General features: G+C 40.3%; 11 protein-coding genes and 1 pseudogene. 6 read left to right on the top strand and 6 right to left on the bottom strand.

Annotated features, from left to right (window positions below; genetic code table 11):
* Positions 1-17 precede the first annotated feature (17 nt).
* Positions 18-2,465, bottom strand: a complete 2,448-nt coding sequence (locus AB8E63_RS03565; protein WP_368909972.1) for a bifunctional DnaQ family exonuclease/ATP-dependent helicase — start codon at positions 2,463-2,465, stop codon at positions 18-20.
* A gap of 121 nt (positions 2,466-2,586) precedes the next feature.
* Here AB8E63_RS03565 and AB8E63_RS03560 point away from each other — a divergent pair, with 121 nt between their 5' ends.
* The gene (locus AB8E63_RS03560) at positions 2,587-2,772 is read left to right on the top strand and encodes a hypothetical protein (RefSeq protein ID WP_006148859.1); all 186 of its coding nucleotides are present in this window, start codon (positions 2,587-2,589) and stop codon (positions 2,770-2,772) included.
* A gap of 23 nt (positions 2,773-2,795) precedes the next feature.
* Here AB8E63_RS03560 and AB8E63_RS03555 read toward each other — a convergent pair whose 3' ends face one another.
* The 5 genes and pseudogenes from AB8E63_RS03555 to AB8E63_RS03535 all read right to left on the bottom strand — a co-directional run bounded on the left by AB8E63_RS03555 (position 2,796) and on the right by AB8E63_RS03535 (position 14,043).
* Positions 2,796-3,644, bottom strand: a complete 849-nt coding sequence (locus AB8E63_RS03555; RefSeq protein ID WP_368909970.1) for an NAD(P)H-hydrate dehydratase — start codon at positions 3,642-3,644, stop codon at positions 2,796-2,798.
* A 130-nt stretch (positions 3,645-3,774) separates the two neighbouring features.
* A pseudogene (locus tag AB8E63_RS03550) lies at positions 3,775-11,003 on the bottom strand (SIALI-17 repeat-containing surface protein).
* 236 nt (positions 11,004-11,239) lie between these two features.
* Positions 11,240-12,097, bottom strand: a complete 858-nt coding sequence (locus tag AB8E63_RS03545; protein WP_368909968.1) for a bifunctional methylenetetrahydrofolate dehydrogenase/methenyltetrahydrofolate cyclohydrolase — start codon at positions 12,095-12,097, stop codon at positions 11,240-11,242.
* A gap of 528 nt (positions 12,098-12,625) precedes the next feature.
* Positions 12,626-13,360 carry an amino acid ABC transporter ATP-binding protein gene (locus AB8E63_RS03540; RefSeq protein ID WP_368909966.1) on the bottom strand — a complete coding sequence of 245 codons (735 nt, stop codon included), beginning with the start codon at positions 13,358-13,360 and terminating at the stop codon, positions 12,626-12,628.
* A complete protein-coding gene (locus AB8E63_RS03535) occupies positions 13,360-14,043 on the bottom strand; it encodes an amino acid ABC transporter permease (RefSeq protein WP_368909964.1) in 684 nt (227 codons plus the stop codon). The genes AB8E63_RS03540 and AB8E63_RS03535 overlap by 1 nt, the downstream gene beginning before the upstream one ends.
* A 205-nt stretch (positions 14,044-14,248) precedes the next feature.
* Between AB8E63_RS03535 and AB8E63_RS03530 the strand changes: the two genes are divergently transcribed.
* The 5 genes from AB8E63_RS03530 (at position 14,249) to AB8E63_RS03510 (ending at position 18,676) form a co-directional block, all read left to right on the top strand.
* Entirely contained in the window at positions 14,249-14,479 is a 231-nt protein-coding gene (locus AB8E63_RS03530) for a DUF1797 family protein (protein ID WP_004253825.1), read from the top strand.
* A gap of 240 nt (positions 14,480-14,719) precedes the next feature.
* The gene (locus AB8E63_RS03525; protein WP_368909962.1) at positions 14,720-16,969 is read left to right on the top strand and encodes an AAA family ATPase; all 2,250 of its coding nucleotides are present in this window, start codon (positions 14,720-14,722) and stop codon (positions 16,967-16,969) included.
* 89 nt (positions 16,970-17,058) lie between these two features.
* Positions 17,059-17,508, top strand: coding sequence for an NUDIX hydrolase (locus AB8E63_RS03520; RefSeq protein WP_368909961.1), 450 nt, complete (start codon positions 17,059-17,061; stop codon positions 17,506-17,508).
* Between the two features lie 63 nt (positions 17,509-17,571).
* On the top strand, positions 17,572-17,871 hold the full coding sequence (locus tag AB8E63_RS03515) for a DUF1827 family protein (protein ID WP_004253819.1): 300 nt from the start codon (positions 17,572-17,574) through the stop codon (positions 17,869-17,871).
* 172 nt (positions 17,872-18,043) lie between these two features.
* Complete coding sequence (locus AB8E63_RS03510; protein WP_074324287.1) at positions 18,044-18,676, top strand: GNAT family N-acetyltransferase; 633 nt, start codon at positions 18,044-18,046, stop codon at positions 18,674-18,676.
* Positions 18,677-18,702: the final 26 nt, after the last annotated feature.

Genomic DNA, 18,702 nt, shown 5'->3' with positions numbered 1-18,702 from the left:
TTCAGGTATTCATTTCATTATTTATTTAAAAATTCTTGAACATTGATATAAATTTGCTCTCGGCTAATGACTCTAACGCGATTGCTTCGAGCTAAAGACTTGCTGATTTGCTTACCATAGCGTTTACTTGCCATGCGGCTATCTAGAATCAGAACTGCAGAGCGTTGCCCCACTCGACGCATGGTTCTTCCAATCGCTTGCTTGAGGCGAATAATGGCCATAGGAAGCTGATAATCGTAAAAAGGATTTTTCCCTTCAAGACGGAGCTCTTGGTTCATCTTTTTAGTAAAAGGATCTTCTGGGTTTTGGAAAGGTAAACGAGTCACCACTTCAATAACCCGAGGATGTCTTGAAAAATCGACACCTTCCCAGAAACTCCCCGCACCAAGTAAGAGCTCACGATCTCCTTTTTCAAAGCGTTTTTTCAATTGTGCTGGTTCCCCATGCTTATATTGGGCTAAATGGGGAATTCTTAAAGTATCAGATACCTGCAACAATAAATCTTTTGCAGTAAACAAGACTAGAATGGGTTCTTTAAACTGGAATAATTCTTCTAGAACTTCTACAATTGCTTGTGCATATTCCTCAGATGAAATTTCTGTCACCAACGGAAAATCATTCACTAATAAAATTTCCTGATTTTCTTGAAACTGTTCGTCTAGACAATAAAAGGTTGCTTGAGGGAAACCCAAAAGTTCCGGCAAGGAAACACGACCACTAATTTCTAAAGTTGCGGAGATTGCTAAGAGCTGACAGGAGTCTGGAAAGATTTCAGAAAAGAGCAAACGCTGATTGCGACTAGAAGTTATTTCAACCTTCTTACTAGACACATCTGAAGTCGATAACCAAAATTCTCCCTCAGATGCAAAAAACTTCTGATAATCTTTAAATTCTGGTAAATTCAACTCAGAAAAATCTTGTCGGAGTTTGTCAATGCTACTAGCTGGGCACATCTTACGTTTGCCAGATAGAAACTGCTCCAGCAGATAAGAAAGCTCAAAACGAATACTCTCTAGCAAGCGTCTTTGAAGCATACCTTCTTCCCTCGATATAGCTTGGTCAAGTTGCTCTAGCAAATCCGTTAGCAAATAAGATTTTCGAGAAAGATTTTCCAATGTCAACAAGATTTTCTGGGCTTCATCTAAAATCAAGAGACGCCCTTCTAAGAGACTAGGATCATCTTCAAGTCGGGTAACTAAGTAAGCATGATTGGTCACAACCAACTTGCAAGAACGAGCCTTGTCCTGACCTCGTTTCCAAAAATCCTCTAGCCAAAAGAGAGAGTCTTTGTGAAGATTACCATCGTGTACCAAGTTCGGTAAAAACTGCTGGTAGCGATATAGCTGACCAATTTCGTCTAAATCTCCTGTTTCTGTTTCAGTCAACCAAACTAGAAGTTGCATCTTGAAACGAGTATACAAACGATTGGACTCTTCTTCCTCTAGCGCTGCATGAAAGGCATCTAGCTTCAAGTAATTCTGAGGACCCTTAAGACTATGAATAGAGATATGGAAAATCTCTTCTAGTCTTTTAGCCTCCTCTTGTATCACCTGATTTTGAAGGATTTTAGTCGGAACACTGAGTAGGATTCCCCCTTCATTCTCAAGTGACAAGGCCGGTAGCAGGTAACCATAGGTTTTCCCGATTCCTGTTTGAGCCTGAATAAAGGAAATGGCTTCCCCTTGTAAAAACTCTTGAACCTTTTGGGCAAATTCTTCTTGTTGACTTCTCTCCTCCAAACCTAGCAAGGCAATATTAGTTTGGAAATCTTTTGAGAGTTTACGTGGAGAAAGGACTGGCTTTTCTTTTCTCAAAAATAAACCTTGCACTTCTACCAAATCATGCTCAACGAGGAGAGACTGCTTCTGATAAACTTCCTCGATAACTAGGTAAGATTCATAGAGTAAGCTGTCTGATAAACTCAATAAGCGCTCCAACAACCCTTTTGGCAGTCCAAACATCTTTTGTCTCATACAAAGAAAGAGTTCTGCTGTTGCTTGGGCATCAGATAGAGCTGAATGGGCTTGCTCTAGAGGAATCCCCAACTCTTGGCAAAGAATGCCGAGATTATACTTCTCAAGCTGAGGGTAAAATATTTGAGCCAACTCCACTGTATCGATACGAGGCGTGCGCAATTCATAACCCTCAAAAAAGAGGAATTCTGCCAATAAATTAGCATCGAACTGAACATTGTGCGCAACAAAAATACCGTCTTTGACCAGTTCAAAAATCTTTTCAGCCACCTGAGAAAACTCTGGAGCCTTTGCCAAACGTTTATCAGTCAAACCCGTTAATTCTTTGATATGAGAATCCAAGTGTTCATGAGGGTTGACATCAGTCGCATACTGCTCAACAATCTCACCATCTTCAATGACTACAATTCCAACTTGGATGATTTTTGCCTTGCTTCCGGTACTTGTAGCTTCTAAATCTACAACCACATACCGATTATTTCTAAAATTCATCACTAAAAATTATATCAAAATTTGCACCATTTGACACCTCTGAACTTTATTTGAAGAGTCAAGTTTCTTGCAAGATTTGAAAAAAAATGATTGAATAGAATTGTAGAAAAGGAGGAAACTCATGAACCCATTAGATTTGTTTAATCAAGTAAAAGAACTAATTGAGAATAAAGATTTTTCTGCAGCAAAAACATTTGTCGAAGAAAACAAGGACCAACTCGGTGAGTACCTAAGCCAAGCACAAGCTTTGGTCTCAGGATCAGAAGGACTTGACGGTCTTGTAGATAAGGTCAAAGGCCTCTTCTAATCATCAAAAGACACCTGATATTTTCAGGTGTCTTTTTGTATTTTTTTCATGAATGCAGGAATATGTTGACTAATCGTGGTTGGCAGAACTACAAAGTTGTCCTCAGCTAGTTCTTGGGCAATAGCTGAATGTAGATAGGTCGCTACCGTCACTCTTTCATAGAGACTTGCTCGAGGAAATTGCCCTGCAAAGCCAGCAATCATCCCAGCCAGAGTATCTCCCATTCCACCAGTCGCCTGATAGGGACCTCCAACCTCTAACTGATAATATTCAGGCTGACCAGCTTGCCAAATTCGAGTAGCAGGACCTTTTTGAACTAGAATCGTTCCTGAAGGAAATCTCTTCAAGGCCTCCCCTGTTTCCTCGCTTCCATGGGAATCCAAATCTAATCCTGACAAGACTTGCCATTCCCTTTGGTGTGGCGTTAGAACAAGCTTAGCTTTAGGAAATTTCATCCCCCTCTTAGCAAAAATAGAAAGGGCACCACCATCTAGTATGAGGGTCTGGTCTTGCTTTAAATGATGAAAGACTGTTTGGAGAAGCCCTTCTCCACGCTCATCATCCACTAGTCCAGGTCCGACCAAGACAATATTAGCCTTCTGCAACTGTTGCTCAAGTAACTGCTTATCACCAAGGTCAAAAGCCATAGCCTCTGGCAGATGGCTATGTAGAGCTAAAATATTCTCTTTATCCGTTGCTACTGTCACCAAGCCTGCACCGCTTCTAACCGCCCCTAAAGCAGCCATAACAATCGCTCCCCCATAGGGATAAGTTCCCCCAATCAAGAGAAGACGACCATAGTCTCCCTTATGACTAGAACGAGGACGCTCGATGATTACTTTTTTCAGTAAAGCCTGATCAATGACTTTCATAAGCTACTCCTTCATGCTTGTTCTTACTTTCATTATACACCTCACTACCCAATTAATAAAGGAGAAGACTATATAGTCTTCTCCTTTTTTTATAATGATCAGCCTTTTGAGAATAGTGAGTTATGAATCATTATTCTTCCTTGCGTTTCCCATTTAGGAAGGCTACTGATAAGGCTAGACTGAGACCTGCTAGGAAAATTGCTGTATCAGATTGACTTTCCCCAGTTTCTGGAAGTCTTGCTGAGACTGCTTTTTCCGAAGCATTTCCAAGAACTTGTGAGCCCTGAGTCTGCTCAGCAGAAGCCTGAGTTTCTGAAGGTTTATCAGATAAACCTCGAATATCTGCAACAGGTTTATCGATTGTTGGAGCCGCTTGATCTCCTGCGGTTCCTAGAGTTCCTTTGTATTCTGGGAGTTCGTTCTTGTCTGCTTGCACAGCATTGACTCCACCCTTGAATTCAGGCACTTCATTTTTAGCAGCTTCAACCCAATTAGCTCCGCCCTTGAACTCTGGGACTTCATTTGTAGCGGCTTCGACCCAATTAGCTCCGCCTTTAAACTCTGGAACTTCAAGAACTGGGGCTACTTGGTCTCCTGCAGTACCGATAGAGTTGCTATATTCTGGGACTTCTACTATTGGGGCTGGCTCCTCACCTACAGTTCCAATAGGATCTGTGTATTCTGGAATTTCAAGAACTGGAGCAGGCTCCTCACCCTTGCTACTTGTAACAATTGCTTTCACTCCTACTTCAACAATTTGATCTTTTGCATCTCTTGTTTCAGTATGAACAACCTTACGACTTGTTCCTGATACTTCGACGTAGTCTACCTTTTCTCCATTTTGACCTTCTGAGACGATACGACGTTCATCTTTGGCTAAGTCACTATTCTCACGAATAATTTCCTTGAATGGAATGACAGCTTTCTCAACTTCTAGACTTGGACGGTCTAGAACAAGAGCTTGATCATCCACTGCATGACTAGCTTCTGAACCAGCTTCAAAGTGAAGGCGATATTCTTTCACAAGACTACCATCTTTAGCAAGGAGTCGAACAAGTGTTGGAAGGTTGCCTTGATTTGACTCAACGACAGTCGCCACACCGTGACCGCTTGTTTGGACAGTCACCTCTGGTTTCGCTCCATTAGCGGTTAATCGATATTCTGAAACCGCAGGATCAAAGTTTTCCAATGCTTTTCCATTAATTGAAATTGTCACTGCAGGTGTTTCTGAATCACTGGATTTGGCTGGAGAATAGGCACTAAACTCGACCATTGCGAGACCATTAGTGGTTGATTTGCGAGTCATACGTGCGCGAATAGCGGTTGTCTGAATCGGATCAAAGGTAAATTCGATTGGCTTACCAGCCTCGATTGCTCCAGATGCCTTATAAGGAATTTCTTGCCAATTTTCTGCCTTGTTAAACGGATGATCAGCATTTTCTTCATAACGTGAAATGGTGCTTGGTTCAGAATAAGTTGGTCCAACATATCTTTCGAGTACCATTGTCGCTGGTGCATCTGTTCCACTGTCTTTGAAGAACTGAATTGCTACTTTTCCTACAGACCGAGGTGTAATCTGACCGTTCTTCTTAAAGAGAACCCCTACCGACACTTCCTGATTTTTTGGAGTACGAGACCAGTTAGTCCAACGTCCATCCTCATTAAATCGCCCATCGTTGATATAGAAGATTCTATCATTAGAAGCGGCATCGGTATCGTTTGTAGTAGAGGCAAAGGCTTTAGAGTCGGTCGCATTATTGCTTGCATTCTCAGAGATAACCTGATTTCCTCTTGCTAGAACGGTTACTTGCATCTTAGTTGTCAATTCGGTTCCTAGAATACGGCCGATGACTTCAAAGGTGCCTTCCTGGTCTGTCGCATGTTCAGGGACTGCATCCCATTCTACGGCTAGTTTATCTCTTGTCCAATCTGTTTCTGATGGATAGTAGACTGTCACTTCTGTAGGTAATTGAAGCTTATCACCAACACTCAATGTCATGGCAGCATTTTCGGCAGCTACTGGTTGCGTAGATTCTTTTTGATCATCGCGGAAAATGCGGTACTCTTTCAAGATGGTTCCGTCTTCTGCCTTCAAAATGAGACGTGTTGCTCCTTCTGGGCTTGTAGCAGGAACGATTGTTACCAAACCATTGTCGCTTGCTGTTGCAGTAATCACTTTGCTAGCTTGAGGAATATGATAGTCTGTCTTAGCTGGATTGAAATGTTCCAGCTTCTGACCGTCTACTCTAATAGAAATCTCTGAACTTGAAGCAGCTGGGACTTTATTTCCCAAGATAGTGATTTCGGTCAAACCGACACCATCCGTTCCATTTGCTTTCTTCATGCGAATACGAACGGCATAGGTCTCAACCTTGTCAAACGTAAAGTGGTTAGTTTGACTTGCGGATAATTGACCTGGAGCTTTGAGATGTTCAACCTCTTTCCAGTTGGCAGCATTGTTAAATGGATGGTTGGCATCTCCTTGAGCATGATTGACATCAGTTGGCAAATCTGGAATTTCTTGACCAACGTAGTATTCAATAACATATTCTTTTGGAAGTCCAATAGCACCATCTGTATAGAAATCAACTGAAAGATTGTCGACAAAGCGCTTGGTCAAATCACCTGAGTTACCAAACAAGATAGATGCCCAATCGTTATCAGTATTTGTTTGCCATGTTGTCCATCGATTTTTGACATCTGTATTGGCTCTTGAAACAGTCAAGTCGTTTAGAGTATTGGCCGAATCATCTCCACCCGTATTGGATACGATAGCTGCTGGCAATTGTGAACCTGTCCATTGTTTCGAGATATTATTTCCCGCAACAACCTGACTGGAAACACGAACATGAGCCTTGGTAGTCAGAGAGCTACCAACCAATTGACCTTTGATTTCAAAGATTCCTTCAGTTTGACTAAAGTTAGCTGGCACCTTATCCCAAACGACATCATTATAGACAGTTGTTCCATTAGAATGGTAGGCACGAACGTTAGCTGGTAATTGAACCGTTTCACCCTTAGGAAGAGTCAGGCTGATTTCTTCAGCAACCTGCAATCCTTCAACAGTCACATTTGCAATAGCTTCAATGTCTGTACCTTCTACATGACCTTTAAGGGTAAAACTATGATAGCTAGCGAGTTCTTTTTCATCCACCTTGTCCCAAGTTACAGCTAGCTTACGAGGCAAACCTTTGTCAAATTCTGCTCCGATTTGATCAGGCAAATTTGGTTGCTGATTGATATCTGTAGAGATTGAAACAGGATGAAGCTTAACAATTTTCTTAGCTACTTTGTTTTCTTTGATGACCACTACGGTGGCTACAGATTGAGTCTTATCAGTTTGATTGTCAATACGAGGTGTGAGCGTCACACTACCTTTAGTGTAAAGTAGCAAGTTCTGTCCGTTTACTTCAAGATGCCCACCATCAGTAGAGCTAGCATCCAAGTGAATATCTGATGCTGAAAATTCAGTCTGTGTACCATCTTCGTAATGCCCAATGACATGATAAGGAAGGACTTGGTCTTCTGTTGCATTTTCTTTACCTTCTACACTTACTTCCAAGCGTGTCAAGGCAGGGGCTTCTTTCACAAACTGAATCAAATAAGTTTGAACTAAATCGCCCTTCTGGTCACTCAAGAATACAGAAGCCTGATAATCATTAGCTGCTGAAGCTTGTTGAACTGTTACCTGATAGCCTCTTGTTTGTGCTCCGACACTTGGAATCTCAGCACTGTAAGGAAGGGATACTCGGTAGTAGGTCTTTCCAGGCTCAAAGTTTTCAAGAGTCTTATCTCCAACCGTGAGACCTGTAACAGTACTTTCGGTTTCCTGATTACTTGCGATAAAGGTTGCTGTCACCTCGTAGTCATTTCCTACTAATTTACCAGTTGCTTCAGTTCGTCCACCTTCTTTTGTCAAGGCAGAAGGATCTTTCAAGGTCCAAGAAACGACATCCGCATCAACCAAGTTACCATCTGACAAAACAGCCGTTACCGTTTTATCCAAATCCTCTGTAGCTGTACCAACTGGTACAGTTGCAACTTTAGGCAACCACTTATCAAGAGCAATGACCTTAACAAGGGCTTCAGCCTTAGCTTCGAGACCTTCCACACTACCAAGAACTTTTTTCTCACCAGCACTTGTAAGGAGATCATCTGGGATTGCCCAAACCACAGATTTTTCTTCGACACTACCATCACTATAAATAGCTGTTACTGTCTCTGGTAGTTTTGGATTTTCGCTGACATCAGTAGTTGCTTTAACAGGGGCAAAAGCGACAAAATGACGATTTTCTTTTTTTCCTGAAACGGTTGTAACCGTCGCCTGATCAGAAGCCAAACCTGCAGAATCTGCATAAAGGGTGAATTTCCCTTCTTTTTCAGTAGATTTTACAATGACAACACCTTTACCATTGAAGGCTTTTCTTTGCCATGTGCCATCTTTCTGAGCTTTATAACGCTCACGGCTAGCTTGTTCCCCATTGTCCACACCAACGATTTGCCCTTGCCCATGAAGATTGAAATGAACAAGATTGTTAGCTGTTGGAACGACATTGCCGTCTTCATCAACAATTTCATAATGGATATAAGACAAATCTTTACCGTCTGCAGTGATAACATGTTCTTCCTTGGTGAGACGAACTCTAGCAGGTTCTCCTGCTGTTGTTACACTGTCACGCGCAATCTCTTTGCCATTTTCGTCACGAGCAATAGCTGTTAAGGTGCCTGGTTTATAGTCAACCAACCACTCAAGATACAATTCACCAGGGTTTGCACCTTCATGATAAGGTCGACCATCCGCAGTAGTTTTCTTGGTAAATTCTTTCTTACCAAGGGACTCGTTGTTCAAGAACAATTCTACGCTAGCAGCGTTTGAGAAGGTCCGAACTGGAACCTTGCCATTGATAAGCATATTACGTTCCTTGAGCGTTTCTTCTGTCCAATTCCAGTGAGGCATGATACGAACAGTTGGTTTTTCTTTGACACTATACCATTCACTACGGTAAAGGTAGAAATCATTCTTAGGCAAGCCTGCAGTGTCAATGATACCAAAGTAAGAGCTTTTTACTGGTGTATGATCTTGGTTGTGCCAAGGTGTAGGCTCACCGATATAGTCAAAACCAGTCCAGATGAACTGACCTGCATAGCCAGCACGATCACGGTCAAAGGTCCAAGATTCAGTAGCTGTTCTACCCCAGGCTACACGGTCATTACCATAATCAGATTGTTCATAATGACGATTTGGACGATTATCGTGATAGAGATTTTTAGCAGGATAAAAGTAGGAATCACGTGTTCGAGTCGCTGAAGAAGTTTCAGAACCGTAGATCAACCAGTCTGGATGGGCTTTACGAACAGCATCGTAAAAACGCTCTCCATAGTTCATACCTACAGCATCCATGATTGCTGCTAATTTTAAGAACAAGCCCGTAGAAGCACGACTGAATTTATTTTCACCCATAGTCACATAGCGCTCTGTATCAATTGCTTTGATAACAGCTTTCAAACGCTTGGCTGTTTCTAGTGAACGTTCTCCACCATCTGCTTCATCCACTTCATTACCGAGCGACCACATGATGATTGAAGGATTATTTTTATCTCGTTCGACCATGGTTCTGAGGTCAAAATCAGACCATTTCTCACCCTTCTTGGCTTCTGGGTGAGTTGCATCTTGGTCAAAGAAGCGTCCATAGTCATAAGTTTTCTTACCACGATACCAAGTGTCAAAGGCTTCTTCTTGGACCAAAAGTCCTAGACTAGCAGCAGCATCTAGCAACTGTGGACTTGCTGGATTGTGGGTTGTACGAATAGAGTTAACTCCCATATCTTTCAGGAGTTTTAATTTACGGTAGGTTGCCTTATAGTTTTCTTCTGCCCCCAAGGCACCATTATCATGGTGGATACTAACCCCGTGGAATTTCATTCTCTCACCGTTCAGTGAGAAGCCTTCTTTAGCTGTCCAGTTAAAATAACGATAACCAAAAGTATCTTCTGTCACATCAACTAGCTGTCCTTCATTATAAACCTTTGTTTTCAGAACATAGAGCTGAGGATGATAACTTTTGGTTGTCCAGAGAGTTGGCTTGTTAACCAAGATTGTTTGCTTAAAGTCTGCTGTCTCATTTCCTGCTAGGTTCTTGGTTACCGAACGAACCAAATCTGAAACAGCTTTACCTTCCTTAGTAAAAATTTGTTGCTCCACAAATACCTTGGCTAGAGTCTTGGCAGTATTTTTAATCTTGCTTTGGATTTGTGTTTCAACATTGCCATCTTTTTGTTGAGCTAATTTTGGAGTTGTAATATGATTTCCATTTTCAGCAACCTGCACCTTATCACGATAGCTAAGCGTCACATCACGATAGATGAGTACCAACGACTACTTGGTTGCTTATTAGTCACTTGAACAGCAATAGTATTCTCACTGCCATCTTTATTTAAAAATTCAGTAATGTCATATGAAAAATGATTGTAACCACTTGGATAATGACCTACAAATTTACCATTTACATAGACCTTGGAGTCCATGTAGACACCGTCAAAGTTGATACGGACGTCTTTATCCTTAGCAGCTTCGTCTACAGTAAAGGTCTTACGATACCAGGCAGTCCCACCATTTAATTGACCTCCCTCATTTCGAGCAGGAGATTTGTGATCAAAATCAAAATAGATACTCCAGTCATGAGGAAGGTTCAACTTAGACCAGTCATGAACGTCCACGTCTTTCTTCGAAAAATCACCCTGAGCATTTAATTTAAAATACCAGTCTTTATTGAAATTTTGTTTTCTTTCCTGTAAAAGTTGGTCTTCTTTTTCTTTCTCTTTGGTAACTTGAGGTAAGTCTGTTGAAGATGTTTTTTCTTCCTTAGCCTTATCGTCAGATACCGGTTTATTCTGATTAGCTTCAGCAGTATGTTCTTCCAAAACTGCTGGCTTTTCAGTACTCACTTCTGCCACTGTAGGTTCTTTCTCATTCACTTCAGTAGCTGCTTTTTCAGTTTTTTCTTCCTTAGGACTAACTACTTCTGCTTCCTTTTTTTCCTTAGGACTGGTTTCCTCAGTTACTTTATCTTCAGTTACTGGTTTTGCTGCTTCATCCGTATCTTTTTCTTCTTTTTCGGTAGCGAAATCTTGTGGGCCATTTTGCTCCGCTTTTGCAATGGCTACAGCTATATCATCTGGAAGTTTATCCAAAGGTTGAACTTGATGAATTGTTTCTTCAGTGGTACTTGACGTTTCAGTTTCAGCTGCTTGCGCTACCTGAAGACCAAAGATACTAGCTCCAATCATAACCGAAGCAGCACCAATTGCAAACTTACGAATACTAAAATGACAACGTTTTTCAAAAAATCTCTTATCCATTATGGTTCCTTTCTAAGTTTTAGTAAGCGATTACATTTTTCCTCAAAAAATAAACCTCCCTCTAGACGCTTACTTATTTTTGCATATACATATTGATGCTTTTAATATATCAAAATAGTAGAAGTTTTTCAATAATTTGTAGAAGTTTTACTGGAATTTTAGTAGAAATAGAGCAAGAAAAAAGCAAGTCCATTAGAACTTGCTTTTTAAAAATTCATTAATGATTGTAGTAGAGATTAGTCCCTATCCAGCGTTCTTAAAGCAGCCTGATAAGTCTGCTCCATCAGCATAGTAATGGTCATTGGACCAACTCCACCAGGTACAGGGGTGATATGACTAGCAATTGGTGCAACAGCATCGTAATCAACATCTCCACAGAGCTTGCCATTTTCATCTCGGTTCATCCCTACATCAATGACAACTGCACCTGATTTGACAAAGTCAGCAGTCACAAATTTGGCGCGACCGATGGCTACGACCAAAATATCGGCTTTGGAAGCTACTTGGGCTAGATTGTGGGTACGAGAGTGGGTCAAGGTTACAGTTGCATTTTTAGCCAAGAGTAACTGGGCCATAGGCTTCCCGACAATATTGGAACGACCTATGACAACTGCATTTTTACCTTCTAAGTCAATCCCATATTCATGAAACATTTCCATAATTCCTGCAGGTGTTGAAGGAATCATAACTGGGTGACCAGACCAGAGGCGTCCCATGTTGAGAGGATGGAAGCCATCCACATCCTTTTCTGGATCAATAGCTAGTAAAACAGCTTCTTCATCGATGTGTTTTGGTAATGGCAACTGGACCAAAATCCCATGCCATGCTGAATCTTGATTGTATTTAGCGATTAATTCTAACAATTCCTCTTGAGTAATGGTCTCCGGAACTCGCACGACTTCACTTTGAAAGCCTGCAGCGATAGCAGAACGCTCCTTGTTGCGTACGTAAACTTGGCTTGCTGGATTTTCTCCGACTAAAATAACGACCAATCCTGGAACCAAACCTGTCTCTTCCTTTAATTTGGCTGTTTTTTCAGCCAACTGTCCTTGTAGCTTGGCTGCTAAAGCCTTTCCATCAATCATCTGTGTCATGTATTTTCTCTTTTCTAACAAATATTTTCTATTATAACAAAAATTCGTTCTGCATTCTAACACTTCTTACCTAAGATACCCTATAGCCTGAAACTATAAGAAAAAGCTCAGTTGGAGAACTAGTCATTCTCTTACTGGAGGATAAAGGAACTTCACAGAATAAAGATATTAATTTTTGATTCTGCATTTAAAATAATGTATAATGTAAGTAATGGAAATCTTACAATAAAAGGAGGAAATCCATGCCAATCTTTAATAAATATATACTATTTTTTATATTTCTTATACTAGCATTATACTCTGATAAGCTTTTCAAAAAGAACCAACAAGTTTGGAAAATTATTTTCGCAGTATTAGGTATACTTACAAGCATTACCTTCTTATTTTAACTACAAAAAGTAAGCATCAGCATTTGCTGATGCCTACTTTTTATTTATAACTTTAATCTAAACTAAGTAATGAAGTTTTGCTCTAACTTGTCGAACTATCCACCTAAAAAAAGTCGAAATGGATATCATTTTACGACTCTTACAAAACCTTACTCAAGAAATCCTTGGTTCTTTGTTCTTGGGTTTGTTCAAAGACTTGCTCTGGAGTTCCGTCTTCAACAACAACACCATCAGCCATAAAGATAACACGATCTGCTACTTCACGAGCAAAGCCCATTTCATGCGTTACGATAACCATGGTCATTCCTGACTGAGCAAGTTCTTGCATAACTGCTAGTACTTCTCCTACCATTTCTGGGTCTAGAGCAGAAGTTGGTTCATCAAAGAGTAGGACATCTGGTTCCATAGCAAGACCACGAGCAATAGAGATACGTTGTTGTTGCCCACCAGACAGACTTTGTGGATAAGCATCTGCCTTATCTGGTAAACCAACCTTTGCCAAGAGCTCATGGGCTCTCTTCTCAGCAACTTCCTTACTTTCGCCTTTTGTCTTAATAGGAGAAAGCGTGATGTTTTCCTTCACTGTCATATTTGGGAAGAGATTGAATTGTTGGAAAACCATTCCCATCTTTTCTCGCATGGCAAAGAGGTCATTTTTCTTATCCGTAATGTCTACACCTTCAAAGATAACCTTTCCTTTTGTAGCTTCTTCGAGAAGATTCATAGAGCGAAGGAGGGTTGACTTACCGCTACCAGAAGGGCCGATAATGACCACTACTTCACCTTTTTTAATTTCAAGATCAATCCCTTTTAAAACTTCATTTTTTTCAAAGCTTTTATGAAGGTTTTCAATTTTAATTAGCGTTTCAATCATTATTTCTTATCTCCTTGTCCCATACGATTTTCAAAAGCTTTCAAGGCTAGTGTCAAGATAGAGGTCATAATCAAGTAGTAAAAGGCTGCAAATAAGAGCGGTGTCAAAGGTAGGTAAGTAGTTGTTGATACTGTAGTAGCTCCATTCCACAACTCCATAACCCCGATAGCTGACAAGAGCGAGCTATCCTTGATAATAGTGATAAACTCATTTCCTAGAGAAGGTAAGATATTTTTGATAGCCTGGGGTAAAATGACATAGCGCATGGCATTCTTAGGGCGAATACCTAGTGAATAGGCTGCTTCTAGTTGTCCTTTCGGCACTGCATTAATGCCAGCACGAACTGTTTCTGATACATAGGCACCACTATTCATAGAGATAATCAAAATCCCTGGAATCAAGCGAGTCAAATCGACATCTAAGATCCCAATTTGAATAGTTGGAGCACTAATATGCATCAAGGCAAATGCTATCATAATCTGCACCATCATCGGAGTCCCACGGAAGACCCAGATATATAGATTAGCAAACCAGGAAAGTGGTTTAATCTTTGAACGTTGTGCAAAGGCCAACAGTACTCCTAGAATGGTCCCCAAGAAGACCACCAAGATAGATATGATAATTGTTACAACGGCACCATAGTTAAAATATGGTAGATATTTCGGTAAAAAAGAAAAATTCATGGATACTCTACTTTCTGTTTTTAATATTTAAACTTAAAACTTGTATAAGGATAACATATATTGCATAAAAATTCAACATTTTCTCCTAATATTTTCAATAAATTTTCAAAGACGATAGAAATAGCGAGAAATCTTAGTTTTTTTCTAGTCAAGTCGAGTCTGTTTATGGTAAAATAGTAAAGATAAGAAATGGAGGAGAATCAAAATGGAATCACATTTGGTTAGAATCATCAATCGCTTAGAAGCAATGACTAAAGATGGTGGTAACTTGAAACGTAACTTTGAGCGCGAAGGAGTTGTTGTCGCAGAGGTTGCTTTTAACCACGACGAAGAAAACGGACCACTCTTTACACTTCGTGATGTTGAAGCTCGTGAAACATATACATTTGATAGCATCGACCTCATTGCGATGGAAATCTACGAACTTTTATACTAATTGTTGAATAAATGCCGGAGAAGTCTCCTGCTTTGACCAATGAAAATCCTTTTTGCATGACAAATAGGATTTTTCTTTTTATCCCTATATTTCATTTACAAAACTCTCTTATCATGAGTTCTAGGACTCAATCTTTTTACTTGCTTTCCCCTTCAATCATGATATAATGAGACTAAAGAACTTTGACTATTTTTGACCTTTCTGTTTTAGTCAAAGCCAAGAAAGAAACGAGGTAGTGGTATGCTCTGTCAAAATTGTAAAATCAATGACTCAACGATCCATCTTTACACCAATCTTAATGGGCAACAAAAGCAAATCGATCTTTGCCAAAATTGCTACAAAATTATCAAAACAGATCCAAACAATAGCTTATTCAAAGGCATTACAGATTTAAACAATCGTGATTTTGATCCATTTGGAGACTTCTTTAATGATCTGAATAACTTTAGACCTTCTTCCAATAATAATGTTCCTCCAACCCAGTCAGGTGGTGGATATGGTGGCAATGGTGGTTTTGGTTCCCAAAATCGCGGGCCAGCTCAAACACCTCCTCCTAGTCAAGAAAAAGGACTCTTGGATGAGTACGGTATCAACATAACTGAGATTGCCCGCCGTGGAAATGTCGATCCTGTTATCGGTCGCGACGAAGAAATCATCCGTGTCATTGAAATTCTCAACCGTAGAACCAAAAACAATCCCGTCCTTATCGGAGAGCCTGGTGTTGGTAAGACAGCCGTTGTCGAAGGCCTCGCTCAAAAAATTGTAGATGGTGATGTTCCCCACAAACTTCAAGGGAAAGAAGTCATTCGTTTAGACGTTGTTAGCCTTGTCCAAGGCACAGGAATTCGTGGACAATTTGAAGAGCGCATGCAGAAACTCATGGAAGAAATTCGTGAGCGCAAAGATGTCATCCTCTTTATCGACGAAATTCATGAAATTGTCGGTGCGGGTTCTGCTGGAGACGGTAATATGGATGCAGGAAATATTCTGAAACCTGCCCTTTCTCGTGGCGAACTTCAACTAGTTGGTGCTACTACCCTCAATGAATACCGCATCATCGAAAAAGACGCCGCCCTTGAGCGCCGTATGCAACCTGTTAAAGTTGATGAACCAACTGTGGAAGAGACTATTATTATCCTCAAAGGGATCCAAAAGAAATACGAAGATTACCACCACGTTCATTATACAGATGCTGCTATCGAAGCCGCTGCTACTCTTTCTAACCGCTACATCCAAGATCGTTTCTTGCCGGATAAGGCTATTGACCTTTTAGATGAAGCTGGTTCAAAAATGAACTTAACCTTGAATTTTGTAGATCCCAAGGTCATCGACCAACGCTTAATCGAGGCAGAAAATCTCAAGGCTCAAGCAACTCGAGATGAAGATTTTGAGAAAGCAGCCTACTTCCGTGACCAGATTGCTAAATATAAGGAAATGCAAAAGACCAAGGTAACGGATCAGGATACTCCAATCATCAGCGAAAAGACGATTGAACACATTATTGAGCAAAAGACCAATATTCCAGTTGGTGATTTGAAAGAAAAAGAGCAGTCTCAACTCATCAACCTAGCAGACGACCTCAAGTCACATGTTATTGGCCAAGATGATGCAGTTGATAAGATTGCTAAGGCTATCCGCCGTAACCGTGTTGGACTTGGAACTCCAAACCGTCCAATCGGTAGCTTCCTCTTTGTTGGTCCTACTGGTGTCGGTAAGACAGAACTTTCTAAACAACTGGCCATCGAACTCTTTGGGTCTGCTGATAGCATGATTCGCTTTGATATGAGCGAATACATGGAAAAACATAGCGTTGCCAAACTCGTCGGTGCCCCTCCAGGATACGTCGGTTATGATGAAGCAGGTCAGTTGACTGAGAAAGTGCGTCGCAACCCCTACTCACTGATCCTCCTAGACGAGGTTGAAAAAGCCCATCCAGATGTTATGCATATGTTCCTTCAAGTATTGGATGATGGCCGTTTAACGGATGGTCAAGGCCGAACTGTTAGCTTTAAGGACGCCATCATTATCATGACCTCAAATGCAGGTACAGGCAAGGCTGAAGCTAGTGTTGGTTTTGGTGCTGCTAGAGAAGGTCGTACCAACTCTGTCCTTGGAGAATTAGGCAACTTCTTTAGTCCAGAATTCATGAACCGCTTCGATGGGATTATTGAATTTAAGGCTCTCAGCAAGGAAAATCTCCTACAAATCGTTGACCTTATGTTGGAAGATGTGAATAAACGTCTCTCAAGTAATAACATCCATTTAGATGTAACAGATAAGGTTAAAGAAAAACTTGTAGACCTTGGTTACGATCCAAAAATGGGAGCTCGTCCACTCCGTCGTACCATCCAAGACTATATCGAAGATGCCATTACAGACTACTACCTTGAAAATCCAAGTGAAAAAGACCTCAAGGCAGTCATGACAAGTAAAGGTAAAATCGTGATTAAGTCCAAAAATAAAACGGAAACAGTCGAGTCAAACGACTAGTTCCTCACATACAAAAGAATGTTCTTGCTTGACAGTAAGAGCATTCTTTACTATTATAGAAAGAAAGCGCACTCACGAAGGAGAAATTTATGGCAAATCCAACATTTGGAGAAAAAAAAGAGGGAGTAACCTACAAAAATAGATATGGCGTTTATGCAGTCATACCTGATGCAAACCATGAAAAGATTATCCTCGTACAAGCTCCAAATGGTGCATGGTTCTTACCAGGGGGCGAAATTGAAGAAGGTGAAAATCACCTTGAAGCTCTCAAACGAGAATTGATTGAAGAATTAGGATTTACAGCTGAAATCGGCACCTACTACGGGCAAGCTGATGAATACTTCTACTCTAGACATCGTGATACCTACTACTACAATCCAGCCTATCTCTACGAAGCCACTTCTTACCAAGAAATTCAAAAACCTCTCGAGGACTTCAATCATCTAGCTTGGTTCCCAATCGATGAAGCTATTACTAGCTTAAAACGTGGAAGTCACAAATGGGCGATCGAAGCTTGGAAAAAACAACATCAAATTTAAACTATCTTTACCAAATTTCCTAAAAAGTGCTATAATAGACATAGAAATACAGGAGGAAACCCTATGAAGCTTATCAATACTACAAATTCACACTCGCAACTTGTTAAAAGTCAGCTAGAAAGCACCGACGCAACGCTTGTAGAGGTTTATTCTGCGGGAAATACAGATGTTATTTTTACTCAGGCTCCACTTCATTACGAAATCCTCATTTCCAATAAACATCGTGCAATCCGTGAAAAAGAAATGGAAATAATCAAAGAATTTTTCCTCAGTCGTAAAATTAATCAACAGGCTATTGATAAGGCAAATATTAAAACCCTCTATTCTGATAAATTGATTGAGATTTCAATCCCTACAAAATAGAATTAATCTACCCTACAGTTAAAACTGCGGGGTTTTTTAATACCTTTTCTTGTTTATATCTTTAAATAAATTATTGTGAATAAAGCTTTTTTGTGAAAATTTCACACTTTAATCGAAAAATGTGAGAAATTTCGTTATAATAGATAGAGAGATTTTAATGAAGGAGTTTGATATGAAAGAAATAGTATACAGAGAAGCCAGGCTAGATGAATATCAAAAAATTGGAAAAGTGTTGGCTGGTGCCTTTATGGACTACCCTTTCATGACTCTTATCAAAGATGATTTAAAAAAACCAGAATATTACCAAGCATTCTTAGAATTATTGGATAGCCTTCTGACCAGACTCTATATCAAAGGAGAGACCTGTCTGATAGCTGAACAAGACGGGGAAATCATGGCCGTTGCCCTCCTGCAACAAAAGGATTTTTCCATTCTATCTTATTTGCTGAATGGTATGGTCAAGCTTTTCCGTTTTATTACTCTGCGCAATCTCTTGAAATATCTTGATTTGGTGGAACGTTCCGAACAGCATTTGAAAAGATCAGGAAATTTTGACTGGTATTTGATGATGTTGGGAGTCAACGCTTCTAGTCAAAACCAAGGAATCGGGAGTGCTTTTCTACAAGAAGGTGTTGAACCTTATCTTAAATCCAAAGGCTGCAAACGCTTGGGCTTGATTACTAGTACTGAAAAAAATGTTTGCTTCTATGAAAAAAACAAGTATGAATTACTAGATTCGATGATGTTAGAATACGGAACAAAATCTATTGGAAACTGGGCTTTTGTAAAAATACTGGATAACTAATTTTAAACATAAAAAAGATTGGTCTA

Origin of the sequence: Streptococcus sp. oral taxon 061 (assembly GCF_964211575.1) — a bacterium.
GTDB lineage: Bacteria > Bacillota > Bacilli > Lactobacillales > Streptococcaceae > Streptococcus.
This window is presented reverse-complemented; position numbering and strand designations above follow the sequence as displayed.